The organism is Ruegeria arenilitoris (assembly GCF_013035425.1).
Taxonomy (GTDB): Bacteria; Pseudomonadota; Alphaproteobacteria; order Rhodobacterales; family Rhodobacteraceae; genus Ruegeria; species Ruegeria arenilitoris_A.
On the sequence record NZ_WQHX01000011.1, the window covers coordinates 58,239 to 71,489 of the forward strand.

11 protein-coding genes are annotated in these 13,251 nt (G+C 52.4%); 7 read left to right on the plus strand and 4 right to left on the minus strand.

Annotated features, from left to right (window positions below; all coding sequences use genetic code 11):
- The first annotated feature begins 32 nt into the window (after window positions 1-32).
- Together GOV45_RS21430 and cls are read left to right on the plus strand one after the other, a co-directional pair.
- Window positions 33-1,007 carry an HAD family hydrolase gene (locus GOV45_RS21430; RefSeq protein ID WP_170481989.1) on the plus strand — a complete coding sequence of 325 codons (975 nt, stop codon included), beginning with the start codon at window positions 33-35 and terminating at the stop codon, window positions 1,005-1,007.
- 23 nt (window positions 1,008-1,030) lie between these two features.
- Complete coding sequence (gene cls / locus GOV45_RS21435) at window positions 1,031-2,443, plus strand: cardiolipin synthase (RefSeq protein ID WP_170481991.1); 1,413 nt, start codon at window positions 1,031-1,033, stop codon at window positions 2,441-2,443.
- Here the strand turns inward: cls and GOV45_RS21440 are convergent.
- A complete protein-coding gene (locus tag GOV45_RS21440; protein WP_170481992.1) occupies window positions 2,440-2,874 on the minus strand; it encodes an ion channel in 435 nt (144 codons plus the stop codon). The genes cls and GOV45_RS21440 overlap by 4 nt on opposite strands.
- A gap of 173 nt (window positions 2,875-3,047) precedes the next feature.
- Here GOV45_RS21440 and GOV45_RS21445 point away from each other — a divergent pair, with 173 nt between their 5' ends.
- Genes GOV45_RS21445 through GOV45_RS21455 form a run of 3 tightly spaced genes read left to right on the plus strand, consistent with a single transcriptional unit; the run spans window position 3,048 to window position 7,130 of the window.
- Window positions 3,048-3,695 (plus strand): ABC transporter ATP-binding protein, encoded by a 648-nt coding sequence (locus tag GOV45_RS21445; protein WP_170481994.1) that lies wholly within the window; start codon window positions 3,048-3,050, stop codon window positions 3,693-3,695.
- Window positions 3,692-6,106: an ABC transporter permease gene (locus tag GOV45_RS21450; protein WP_170481996.1), complete on the plus strand. Its 2,415-nt coding sequence runs from the start codon at window positions 3,692-3,694 to the stop codon at window positions 6,104-6,106. The genes GOV45_RS21445 and GOV45_RS21450 overlap by 4 nt, the downstream gene beginning before the upstream one ends.
- A complete protein-coding gene (locus GOV45_RS21455; protein WP_170481998.1) occupies window positions 6,096-7,130 on the plus strand; it encodes a lipocalin-like domain-containing protein in 1,035 nt (344 codons plus the stop codon). The genes GOV45_RS21450 and GOV45_RS21455 overlap by 11 nt, the downstream gene beginning before the upstream one ends.
- A 91-nt stretch (window positions 7,131-7,221) precedes the next feature.
- Here the strand turns inward: GOV45_RS21455 and GOV45_RS21460 are convergent, their stop codons facing one another.
- The 3 genes from GOV45_RS21460 to GOV45_RS21470 form a co-directional block, all read right to left on the minus strand.
- Window positions 7,222-7,653 carry a universal stress protein gene (locus tag GOV45_RS21460; RefSeq protein ID WP_170481999.1) on the minus strand — a complete coding sequence of 144 codons (432 nt, stop codon included), beginning with the start codon at window positions 7,651-7,653 and terminating at the stop codon, window positions 7,222-7,224.
- Window positions 7,650-10,259 carry a TRAP transporter permease gene (locus tag GOV45_RS21465; RefSeq protein WP_170482001.1) on the minus strand — a complete coding sequence of 870 codons (2,610 nt, stop codon included), beginning with the start codon at window positions 10,257-10,259 and terminating at the stop codon, window positions 7,650-7,652. Before GOV45_RS21465 ends, GOV45_RS21460 begins: the two co-directional genes overlap by 4 nt.
- Window positions 10,260-10,358: 99 nt before the next feature.
- Entirely contained in the window at window positions 10,359-11,327 is a 969-nt protein-coding gene (locus GOV45_RS21470; protein WP_170482002.1) for a TAXI family TRAP transporter solute-binding subunit, read from the minus strand.
- 429 nt (window positions 11,328-11,756) lie between these two features.
- Here GOV45_RS21470 and GOV45_RS21475 point away from each other — a divergent pair, with 429 nt between their 5' ends.
- Window positions 11,757-12,761 carry a fatty acid desaturase gene (locus GOV45_RS21475; protein ID WP_170482004.1) on the plus strand — a complete coding sequence of 335 codons (1,005 nt, stop codon included), beginning with the start codon at window positions 11,757-11,759 and terminating at the stop codon, window positions 12,759-12,761.
- On the plus strand, window positions 12,758-13,222 hold the full coding sequence (locus GOV45_RS21480; RefSeq protein ID WP_170482006.1) for a hypothetical protein: 465 nt from the start codon (window positions 12,758-12,760) through the stop codon (window positions 13,220-13,222). The genes GOV45_RS21475 and GOV45_RS21480 overlap by 4 nt, the downstream gene beginning before the upstream one ends.
- The last annotated feature ends 29 nt before the right edge of the window (window positions 13,223-13,251 follow it).

A 13,251-nucleotide genomic window follows, 5' to 3' on the forward strand; every position in this document is an offset into this window, starting at 1 on the left:
CCCTTTTCATCTTGTAAACACACGAGAATTTCATGCGACACTATTTTCTGAGCGCCCTGCTTTTCTGTGTTCCCCTGATGTCCTTTGGCGATCCATTGCCCAGCTGGAACAACAATGAAGCAAAGAAACAGATTATCGAGTTTGTCGCAGCAGTGACGGACCCATCCGACCCAGACTATGTAACGCCAGCCCAGCGCATAGCTGTATTCGATAACGATGGCACATTGTGGGCTGAGCAACCGGTTTATTTTCAGTTCATATTTGCGATGGACAGGCTGGCTAATCTCGCCAAAGATGATCCCGCAATCCTCTCCACCCCTGCTTTACAGGCGGCAGCCAAAGGGGACTTGGATACCGTTTTGCAGGGCGGACACGATGCGCTGATCGAGGTTGTCAACGTATCGCATTCAGGAGTTACGGTTGATGAATTTCAGGCCGACGTAGCAGAATGGCTTGATATAGCTCGACACACTTCAACTGGATTGCCTTACAACCAAATGACCTACCAACCGATGGTCGAACTTCTGAGCTATCTCAGGGACGAAGGTTTCAAGACTTTTATCGTTTCCGGTGGCGGACTGCATTTCATGAGGGTTTTTGCTGAAGACGCATATGGCATCCCCCCCGAACAAGTTCTTGGGACCTATGGCGAGACCACGTTTGACACGACAAATGGTCAACCTGTTATTGCCAAGGCACCTGGCATCGCTTTTGTCGACGACAAAGAAGGCAAGCCAATAAACATAGAACGGACGATCGGTCGAAGGCCAATTATTGCCGCAGGAAATTCGGACGGTGATTTTGCGATGATAGAGTGGACTACGGCAGGAGACGGCAGGCGTTTGGGAATCCTGGTCCACCATACGGACGCAAAACGTGAGTGGGCTTACGACCGTGAAAGCCCGGTCGGAAAGTTGGTGGAAGGTCTCGAAAAAGGCCCCGAAATGGGATGGGTGCTAGTAGATATGGCGAATGATTGGTCGCGCATCTACACTGGGGCGAACTGAACGACCCGAATTGTGAGAACCTGATGTGGGCTTTGCTTGTTTCGCTATTCCTCTTTGGCTTGTATAGCACTGCGGTTTTTTTTGCGGTGCGCGCTGCACAAACTGCCCGTACGCCGCAAGGCGCTGTGGGTTGGGTGGTGTTTCTAATTACTGCGCCCGTACTTGGGGTGCCATTATATCTTTTTCTTGGTCATCACCGATTTCGCGGCTATCGCATCGCCCGACAGGAAAGCGAGCGCGTTGTGGAAGGGATCAAGACCTTCGCAGACTTCTCGCGGCCTGACCCAGACAAGATGGGCATAAATCCGCGCCCTTTCGAAGCGTTGGCGCACCTACCAGTTTCGCGGGGCAACGGTGCGGAGCTGCTGATAGATGGCGAGGCTACTTTCGCATCGATATTTGAGGCCATCGAAAGTGCCAAGTCTTATATTCTAATTCAATTTTACATCGTGCGCGATGACTCGCTGGGTCAGGAGTTACAGGAAAAACTGATTGCTGCTGCGAAACGCGGCGTTCATGTCCGGTTCATGACAGATGCGGTCGGCAGCTACGGTCTGCCCTCCACATATTTAGAAGCGATGCAAGAAGCGGGTATTGATGTCGCAGACCCTAAAGAGCAGCGCGGCCCGAATTTTCGATTTCAGTTAAACTATCGAAACCATCGCAAAACGGTGGTTATCGATGGGGAAACCGGATTTATCGGTGGTCACAATGTCGGTGTCGAATACTTGGGGCAAAATCCCCAATTCGGACATTGGCGCGACACTCACATTAAAATGACGGGCCACATTGTCAGGCAGTTGCAGCTGATTTTCGTCGAAGACTGGCATTGGGCCCGCGACGAAGACTTAATTGATGAACTGGATTGGGCCGGCAGCGAGTCTGAGCAAGACATGAACGCGCTTTTAGTGGCGACCGGGCCAGGCGACGATTCCGAAACCGGAGCTATGATGTTCTTTTCTGCAATCGCTGGCGCAAATGAACGGGTGTGGATAGCCTCACCCTATTTTGTTCCGGATATCGACATAATGACTGCGTTGCAGCACGCTGCTCTGCGGGGGGTGGATGTACGTATTCTGGTTCCTGACGTGATTGATCACAAGCTACCTTGGCTGGCCGCGTTTGCCTACTTCGACGAAATTCGCGAGTGCGGGGTAAAGGTTCTTCGCTATACGGACGGCTTCCTGCACCAGAAAGCATTTGTAGTCGATGACACTTTGGCTGCTGTCGGAACAACCAATCTAGACAACCGGTCATTTCGATTGAACTTCGAGGCGATGGCCCTGTTTTTCGATACCCGAGCCGCCGATGCTGTAGCCGCGATGCTTGAAAAAGACTTTGCTTCAAGCTACGAGCTCACCCGCTTTTTGGCCCAGCAACCGGCCCATATTCGGTACGGTGCCCCGCTCGCAAGATTGTTTGCCCCGATTCTTTAACTCGGAAACCAATCCTTGAATACGCGCGTCATCAGGGCCACCAAAAACGCAGTAGAAAGGCCAAATGCAAGAAGGCCGGTAACTGACGCAAAAGCCCCGAAAATCCGCAACCCCTCGCCCAGCACAATGTCGCCGTAGCCCAGTGTAGTGAACGTTACCAAAGAAAAGTAGAGTGCCGAATTCCAATCCGGCAACACATCCCGCAAAACCCAGACGACGGCCCAAATCCAGACCTGCAATGTATGGGTTAGAATGATAAACGCTAATGCGACGCTGATCGGACCAGCTGTAACATAGATAGGGTTCTTGTGCCCCCATTTGGCCACAAGCTTACGAATGACTAACGCACACCAAGTCAGCAACATAATTTCAATCAGGAAACAAACCCCCAAATACAGGCTGCCCCAAAATATCTGCTGCGATAGCGTCATAAAATCCGTTCCCTGTTTTGATTGTGGGTTTTTGCCACAGGATGGGCGCAGATTAAACATTGGACAACCCTATACACGGATTGAAACTGCGGCGAATGGCGCCCATCCTTGTTCAGCACTGGACAGCGGTCGTTCGGGTTGCACATTCTGGTTTGTGCAACAAGAGACATAAAATGCTGCTAAAGCTAGATCATGTGAGGAAGACCTACCCCGGCGGGCGCCCTGTTTTGAACGATGTGTCGCTCACGCTAGAACATGGGCAAACGCTGGCTCTGACTGGTGAAAGCGGAAGCGGCAAAAGCACCCTTCTACATCTGGCGGCAGCGCTTGACGAATTCGATGCCGGGGAAATCACGTTGAACGGAATTCAGCTTTCAAATCTAAATGATGCCGGCAGGGCCGCGCTACGACGTGAGAGCTTGTCACTGGTTTTTCAACAATTCAATTTAATACCCTCCATTACGGTTGCCCAAAACCTTGCAATTCATGCACGGTTGGCCGATCGGCATGACCCTGGCTGGATAGATCATTTGGTCCGCAGGTTGGGTTTGTCTGACTTTCTCACCCGATACCCCGAAAATTTGTCTGGCGGGCAGCAACAGCGGGTTGCTATCGGACGAGCTATGGCATCCAAGCCTGCATTGCTGTTGGCGGACGAACCCACAGGAAACCTCGACGAAACCGCGTCAGGAGTTGTTCTGGACTTGATGCTTGCCCTAGTGGCAGACACGGGCACAGCTTTGTTGCTAGTGACGCACTCACTTGAGATTGCGGCACGCTTGGATCGCCGAGCGCATCTCGTCGGCGGTCGGATCACATGAACGGTCAGGTCATACAGGTCTTGGTGTCTCATTGGCGGAGGCATCTGCTGCAAACAATCACCTTGTTGATTGGTATTTCACTGGCAACAGCGCTTTGGTCCGCGGTACAGGCTATCAACGCCGAGGCCAAGGCCAGCTATGCAAGGGCCAGCGACCAGCTTGCCCTTGGTCAGTTTGACGAAATTCGCAACCCCTCCGGCAACATGCAACTTTCGCAATATGTTGACCTTCGGCGAGCTGGCTGGCAGGTCTCTGCAGTTCTGGACGGTTCCATGCGCGTCGGCGGACGTTACGTTCAGGTGATGGGCGTTGACATGGTGTCCGCCCCGCCCCTGCCCGCCATAACTCAGGTCGAAAACGTTTCCTCGCCGCCAGAACCGGTGGACCTTTTGACCGCACCCGGTCGCCTGCTGATTGCACCCGAATTACAGGACGTATTTGAGGACCAGGACGGCTTTCCACCTGTGATTGTAAGCGATGCGTTGCCACCAGGTTATGTTTTGACGGATATCGGCGTAGCCGAACGCCTGCTAAATCGCAGCGGGCAAGTTTCTCGACTTTTAGTTCTGCCAGAACAACCTTTGGGGGTTATTCCTCTGTCAGAGCTTGCCCCGGATCTGGTGCGCGTTGTCCCCTCTGCACAGATGGACACAGCGCAGCTTACCGATAGCTTTCACCTTAACCTTTCAGCTTTTGGCCTGCTTTCATTTGCCGTCGGGCTTTTCATTGTCCACAGCACGGTTGGCCTCGCCTTTGCCCAGCGACGAGGGATGATCAGAACGCTTAGAGCACTGGGCGTACCAATGCAGCGTCTTGTACAGATCGTGCTGGGCGAGTTGGTGCTAATATCTGTTGTCGGCGGCAGCATTGGATTGGTTCTAGGTTTTTTTATCGCCGGGGCTCTTTTGCCTGACGTTGCCGCAACGCTCCGCGGGCTTTATGGGGCCCCGGTCGAAGGGCAGCTAACCCTGCGAACCGCGTGGGCTCTGAGCGGTTTGGCGATGGCAGTTGGCGGCACATTGATAGCCAGTGGTCAGTCCCTTTGGAGGCTGTACAAAATGCCACTCCTGGAAGGACCCGGACTTCAATCCTGGCTTGGCAGCACAATTTCGTGGCGGATAACAGCGTTGGTTGGCGGGGCGCTTATGGCTGGCGGTACAATCCTGTTTGCGACTGTCGGAGGATTAATCGCAGGGTTTACCATGCTGGCCGGCCTTCTTACTGGCGCAGCGTTACTGCTGCCACTGGCCTTGTCCTCGACGGTGGCATTGGTTTCAGCAAGAACACGAGGACCTGTCGCTCAATGGGTTTGGGCCGATATGCGAAGTCAGCTTCCCGGATTATCGCTTGCTTTGATGGCACTGATGTTGGCGCTGGCGGCCAATATTGGGGTCGGCACTATGGTTTCGAGCTTTCGTCTGACCTTTGTCGGCTGGCTGGATCAGCGACTGGTTTCCGAGTTATACTTAACGACCAACGACGAGGAACAAGCGAAACGGATCAATGAGTGGCTTGCGCCCCAGGTAGACGCCATTCTACCTATTCGCAGCATCGAATTGCCTCACGAGACAGGTCCACTTTTCTTGTACGGAGTCGTCGATGACCCAGCATATCGTCAGCATTGGCCCCTGATTGCACAAACTTCGGACGCGTGGAGCCAAGTGATCCAGAACTCAGCTGTGCTTATCAACGAACAGTTGGCACGTCGCAGCGATCTTTGGCCGGGCGAAAAGTTGCGGCTGACCCCTAACCATATCTTGCCCATAGCTGGCGTCTATTCCGATTATGGCAACCCTACTGGCCAGGCAATTGTGTCGATGTCGCTCTTTGAAGAAATCGCTCCTAATACAAGAGCAAACCGTTTCGGCATCCGAACAAAACCAGAAGGAGCAGCCGAATTAGCACTTGCATTGCGGCAACAATTTAACCTGCCACCCAATGCGGTAGTTCAACAAGCGGAAATGAAAAACCAATCGCTGGCGATCTTTGAAAAAACGTTTCTGATAACTTCGGCCTTGAACGTACTTACTTTGGGGGTCGCCGGGTTCGCTATCCTGACAAGCTTACTGACCCTATGGACGCAGCGCCTTCCACAAGTTGCGCCGGTCTGGGCCTTGGGGCTTACCCGTACAGAACTATCCCGGCTTGAGCTTTTACGAAGCGTTTTATTGGCAACCCTAACTGCATGCATGGCATTACCTTTGGGGTTGGCGCTGGCTTGGATTCTTTTGGCGGTCATTAATGTCGAGGCTTTTGGCTGGCGCTTGCCTATGTATTTGTTTCCTACCGACTGGCTGCGATTATTCACGCTTACAATTCTAGCCGCTGCATTAGCGGCCGCTCTCCCGTCCCTCCGCCTGATCCGAATGCGCCCTGCCGAGTTGCTACAGGTTTTTGCCAATGAACGTTAAAGCCTTTCTGCTGTTTTTGTTGTTTCCATTCAGCACCATGGCGCAGGGGTATGCTGGACTTGGAGGTTCCGCTGAAGGGTTCAATGTGCCCCAGCGCGGGTACGAATTTGAATTCCCGCGGGATCACGGCCCACATCCGGAATATCGTATCGAGTGGTGGTACCTGACCGCCAATCTCATAGGTGCGGATGGAAAGGAATACGGCATTCAATGGACCCTATTCCGATCCGCTTTGCGGCCATTTGAGAGCAATGGCTGGCAAAACCCGCAACTCTGGATGGGCCATGCTGCAATCACCACCCCCGACGCTCACTTCTTCGCGGAGCGGCTTTCACGCGGCGGCATCGGGCAAGCTGGCGTCGAATCTCATCCCTTTGAAGCGTGGATAGACGAATGGTACATGCGGGGCGACGATTTCGACACGTTAAGCTTGGCTGCAAGCGGCACCGAATTCAGCTATAATCTGTCAATGAGTGCCACGAGCCCCCTGATTTTCCACGGCGATCAGGGCTATTCGGTAAAGTCCACCGACGGGCAGGCCAGCTACTATTATTCCCAACCTTCGTTTGACGTTCAAGGTGTCTTAAAGCTGCCTTCAGGGGACGTGCCAGTGAAAGGTGAAGGTTGGTTGGATCGCGAGTGGTCTTCTCAACCGCTGTCTTCGGATCAGATCGGATGGGACTGGTTTTCACTTAGCTTTGATAGTGGACAGAAGTTAATGGCCTTCAAATTGCGCGGCGTGCAACAAGACTTCACTTCCGCCACATGGATTGAGTCCGATGGTCACAGTGAGGCTCTGCCGAACGGGGTAATGCAATTTAACCCATTGAAAATAAGTCAGGTGGCTGGTCGAGACGTTCCAACAAGTTGGCGTTTGATTCTACCGGACCGCGGCTTGGATATCGAAGTCAGCGCGCAGACACCCAACGCGTGGATGGGTACGCGGTTTGAATATTGGGAAGGTCCCGTACGTGTCTCCGGCACCCACTCAGGCCGCGGGTATTTGGAGATGACAGGCTACTAGAAAAGCGCCGGTTCAAAATCTTCTCTCTAGCAAAGGTAAAGACTTTGCAAAAAGGTTGGACCCCGAGCAAACGCATTTGGCGCGGATCCCGCTATCGCACAACGTAAACAGAAACGGACGAGTGTCGTACCACCCGCGCCGCGTTTGGCCCCAATAGGTAATCCTTGAAATCCGGTTTATGTGCACCAATCACAATCAAATCGCTTCCAGCACCATCGGCCGTTTTTAGGATTTCCTGATACGCGGTTCCAGTTGCAACCACATGGCGTATTTTGGCGTTTCGTTCTTCGCCCACTGTCTTTGCGCACAAAGCCACCAATTGATTGTGCGCATCCTCCACAGCCTTTTCATGAAAATTGGGCTCAAAAAAGGTCGACACCCAGCTTTCTCCAAAATCCGGCAGTACAGTTACTACATCCAGGGCAGCACTTTCGGAATCAGCAAGCGCCGCGGCCTTTTCCAGAACATGCGCATCCTGATTACCATTACTAATGTCTACGGCACAAAGAACAGATTTCGTCATGCAGGCACCTCTTGTCTTGCCGCTCGACCGCGTTGCAGAAAGGCGATCAGACCCAACAGGATCATAGCGGGAATGTAGATCAATTGTTTAGGCGGCTGGCTTGAAGGCAAGCTTACCGAAGTCAATCGCACCGCTTCGTCCCCGTAGTAGTCGAAGATATCCAAATCATCGGCGACTGGTGATCCGAACATTGGCTCTTCCAACTTAACAAGCCCGTCCTCGTCCAGAAGTAAAAGACCCATCGCTTCAACACGCGCGGCGCCACCCTCTTCGCTACCGACGGGGACAACTACAGTAGTGTCCGTCATTTCCAGCGTATCGAAATCCGGTCCACTGACAACCATCCGCACCTCGATTCCCGGCGGCGTATCGCCAATCGCTTCGACGAATGCCGAAGGTTCAACAGATGTGAAAGGTGGAGAGATTCTGTCCATAAAGTAATCGGGCCTGAACAATGCGAAAGCCACGAAAATCAAGGCAACACTTTCGTAAATGCGACTGTGGGTCAGGAAGTATCCCATTGTGCCCGCAGTAAACACAAGGATGGCAATCGTCGCGAAAACGGCAACGATGATCCCTTCTACCCAAGTCACGTCAATCAACAGTAAGTCGGTGTTGAAAATAAACACAAACGGCAACGCCACGGTACGCAGGCTGTAGAAGAAAGCAGTGAAGCCGGTTTTTATCGCGTCCCCACCAGATACAGCCGCTGCGGCAAAACTTGCCAAACCGACAGGAGGCGTAACATCCGCCATTATACCAAAATAGAAGACGAAAAGATGAACCGCGATAAGCGGTACGATCAGACCACTCTGAGCACCCAATTCGACGACCACGCCAGCCATAAGCGAGCTGACAACGATATAGTTAGCAGTGGTCGGCAGACCCATGCCAAGGATCAAGCTTAGGATACCGACCATTACTAGCATCAAGATGAGGTTGCCGCCGGAAAGAAACTCGACCAAATCAGCCATCACCTGTCCGACACCCGTCAACGTCACAGTGCCAACAATTACGCCAGCAGTGGCGGTGGCGAGCGCGATACCAATCATGTTCCGCGCACCATCTATAAGACCCTGCCATAGGTCAGCGACACCGTCGATAAAGGAATTATAAAGGTCACTTTGCCCCCGGAAAATTGCCTTTAGCGGTTTCTGCGTCAGCAGGATCACAAACAGCAACGCAGTAGCCCAGAACGCGGATAGGCCCGGCGATTTCTGTTCGATCATCAGGAAGTAGACAAGAACGATGATTGGCAAAAGATAGTGCAAGCCAGCCTTGTAAATGTCAGCAATGACGGGGAGTTGCACCTCTTTGGCATTTGGATCGTCGGGCTCCAAATCCGGAACTTGTGCCGCCAAATAAAGCAACGCCACATAAACAGCGCAAACTATCACACTCAGTATCAAACCCGCCGCCGATGGGGCCCAACTTGATACAGCATCGACTGGGAATTGAGAACCGTAGCAAAGCCCTGCAAAAACCATGAAGAATGACAGCATTCCGACAACTGTCCTTGCCAGGTGAACATCTCGATCACCCAGTGTCGGCATGTTACGCTTCACTGCTTCCAAATGTACGATGTAAACCAGTGCAATGTAGGAAATTGCGGCAGGCAGAAAGGCGTGCGTAATCACCTCGACGTACGAAATCCCAACGTACTCCACCATTAGGAAAGCCGCTGCGCCCATCACAGGAGGCATGATCTGCCCGTTAACTGACGAGGCGACTTCGACCGATCCTGCCTGTTCGCTTGAAAAGCCGACACGCTTCATCAAGGGGATGGTGAAAGTTCCGGTCGTTACAACGTTGGCGATAGAAGAACCTGAGATCAAGCCGGTCGCAGCAGAGCCAACAACCGCCGCCTTCGCGGGACCACCACGCAGATGGCCCAAAGCGCCAAATGCCATTTTGATGAAATAGTTCCCTGCCCCTGCCTTATCTAGTAAGGCACCAAACAAAACGAATAGGAAAACGAATTTCGTTGAAACACCCAAGGCGATCCCAAACACGCCTTCAGAGGTGATCCACATATGGCTCATCGCCTTTTTCAGGCTGGCGCCTTTCCACCGGATGACTTCCGGCACCCATTCAGAAGAGCCAAAGAAAACATAGGCCAGAAAAATCGTCGCGATGACTGCCATCGCCGGACCAAGCGCGCGACGGGCCGCCTCAAACAGAAGAAGCAATCCAACCAGCGCCACCCATTTATCTGTATCGTCCGCAAGACCGCCGGCATCTACGATTTTGCTGTAAAAGAAGTACCCGTAAAGGGCGACAAAGGTGCCCAACAACCCCATAATCCAATCTTGAACCGGAATATAATCTCGCGGGCTGGATTTTAACGCGGGATAGGCTGCGAATGCCAAAAACATGGCAAACGCCAGATGGAATTGCCTTGCATTGTTTACGACGCTGCCGGGCAACACATAGTTTGCCAACGGCGAAGCCAAGACAACCTGAAAGATCGACCAAACCGCAGCCACTATTGCTAGAAATATTCCGACATTGCCTACCGGATTGCGCCCACCCGCGTCAGACGAGGCTACAAGATCCTGCAACTCTTCTTCGGATAAAGGGCGATTGGATTTTGTGTCGGAATTCATGCAATGTCTCCCCGTCGCGGCCTTTTCCGGCCTTCTGATGCACCCGTTTCACTCGGGTTTGGTACGGGGTGCCACAAGGCACCCCGCATTAGGTCTGGTTTACTGAATCCAGCCTTTTTCTTTGTAGTACTTTTCAGCACCCGCGTGCAGCGGGGCCGACAGGCCGTCTGCAATCATTTCCTCGGGCTTGAGGTTAGCAAATGCCGGATGCAGCTTTTTGAAATCATCGAAGTTTTCGAAGACCGAGCTGACAACAGCATAAACCGCGTCTTCCGATACATCCGAGGACGTCACGAACGTCGCGCCTACACCGAACGTTGCAGTATCACCATCTGAACCGCGATACATTCCGCCGGGAATAGTTGCGGTACGATAGAAGGAATTGTCGTTGACCAGCTTGTCGACCGCACCGCCGGTAACGTTGACCAAAACCGAGTCACAAGCAGTCGTGGCTTCTTGGATCGAACCGGACGGGTGGCCAACAGTATAAACCATCGCGTCGATTTGGTTGTCACACAGGGCTGCAGACTGCTCTGCGGCTTTCAGTTCGGTCGCCAGCTCGAAATCATCGGTGGTCCAGCCCATTTCTCCCAGAAGAACCTCCATGGTGCCGCGCTGACCGGAACCAGGGTTACCGATATTGACGCGCTTGCCCTTTAGGTCTTCAAAATTTGCGATGCCAGAATCCGCTCGCGCCACGACTGTAAAGGGTTCGGGGTGAACCGAAAAGACAGCACGAAGGTTTTCGAAGGGTCCGGCCTCTTCAAATTTCGAACTGCCATTGAATGCGTGGTACTGCCAGTCGGACTGCGCCACACCGAACTCCAATTCACCCTCGCGAATAGTGTTGATGTTGTAGACCGATCCACCGGTCGATTCGACCGAGCACCTAACGCCGTGCTCCTTACGCCCTTTGTTAACCAGACGGCAGATTGCGCCGCCAGTCGGGTAATACACCCCGGTAACACCGCCGGTGCCGATGGTGATGAATTCTTCGGCATAAGCCGCCGGCGCCATGAAAGCCGTCGTTACGACTGCGCCGAGACTGAGCTTGCTGCTGCGTTTCATTTAAAAACTCCCATTGTTTTTTGCGTTGGTGGAGGAAAGAGCGAAACACCCCCATCTTGTCCGAAGTGCGCTAACACAAATGTGGAGCCCACCAATAAGCGGAGTGAATTTTCTGATTTCCCACAATCTACCAACATATTCGACGTTTCATTTCGAGATCACTCTTGTCAAGACCAGAGCCAAATTACTGACCTCTAAGTCTCAGATTTGACGGAAGACCGAAAAGTTTCCCCCTACCGAAACGTTATTTTGGGCATTGCACCGATATTTCTATGCGGATCGTTCAATACATCCGAGCGGAAAAGAACACCTAAACCCCGACTGAGTTATTGATGGCAAGGAAAGAGGGGGTTTGGTCCAGCTTGACCAGACAACGGGCGTACGAATAAAATTCGAATACGTATCCAAGTGTATTTTGGAAACAAGCATATGAGTTCTGATCGCAAAGCATATTCCGCGTCTCGACAGTTTGCTCACTCTGACGACGCTCGAGCTTGGCTGGAACTAACAATTAGTGTGGCGCTGTATTTTGGCGCAATAACAGTAGGCATCCTAACCATAGGTAAATGGTGGCTCACGGTTCCGTCGGTGTTGATTGCAGCCGCAATGGGTCTTCGTGTTTACATGATCCAGCACGACTGTTTACACCGTTCCTTTTTTAGTTCTCGAAATTTGAATGATTTTGTTGGGACAATGCTGTCACCCATCGCAATGACGCCGTATCGCGCCACACGTTACATCCATGGTCTCCACCACACCTATGTAAGTGATCTGGAACGCCGCGATACATTCGAGATTTTCACTATGACGCTAAAGGAGTGGGACGTCGCGCCAAGATGGAAGAAGCTTCAGTACCGATTTTATCGCAGCCCAATATTGTTGGTCGTGATCGGACCGTTTTTGCTGTACGGTATACTGCGTCGCATGCCGCTCTACGGCTTCAAGACTGGCATCGGTGACCTGATCCTTCACAACCTTATGTTAGCCGGCTACTTGCTGACCAACTGGTGGGTTGCTGGCTGGGGCGGCATCGCGGTCTGGGCCGCTGCATTTTACCTAGCTTGCGCTTTTGGCGCTTTGATCCCCTACGTCGTTCACAACTTTGAGGAAATTTTATGGGGCAGACGTCCGGAACTGACTTTCGGAACGGCCGCTCTTCAAGGAAGTGCCGTTTTGGACTGGGGTGGTTTTTTTGACCTTGTGACGATGAATATTGGCTACCACGATCTACACCACCTCAACGCCAAGATTCCGGGGTATAAATTGCGTGCAGCTCATGCGGCGTTAGAAGAACAAAAATTGCTCAACTCTCACAAAATCGGTTTTTTGCAGGGTTTATCCTGTTTCCGCTGGAAACTTTATGACGAAGAAAATGAGCGTTTGGTGCCGTTTCCATCATTCCTTACGGCTGGCCATTTTGCGTCAGCGAAATGATTGCAAGACTGCTTTTGTTGCTGATCACATTGTCAGCTTCTGCATGCGGGGGAAACGGGCCCATCTTTCCCGTGCCAAGCGATTTGGATGATTGGGTAAAGGCTTCGGACACGGTTGATCCAGATTCTGACCGGGCTCCAATTTTGACTGACCCGGTTGTGACATTTCAACTTGAGCGCGGTGATCATTTATCTGCGCTAAAGTTCAGCGATGGCCTGGTTACTGGTCAAACTCGGCTTTTAGGATTTGATATACGGGCCGACCCTTCTTCAGTGGGTGATCATATCGTAGATGTGACACGCTTAATACGAATTGGAGATCGGCGGGACGCTCGGGACAGGTTTCATTCTGGTCATCTGGGTTATCGGCGACATTATTCTGGGCCTCGCAACCCTTCTGACGCGACCACGAAAGTGAATGATCGAGGGCGGCGTTCATTTGCCGCCCTCAGCCCTATTTGACTTGGCAGTGTCGCCCTTTTCCGCGCGCA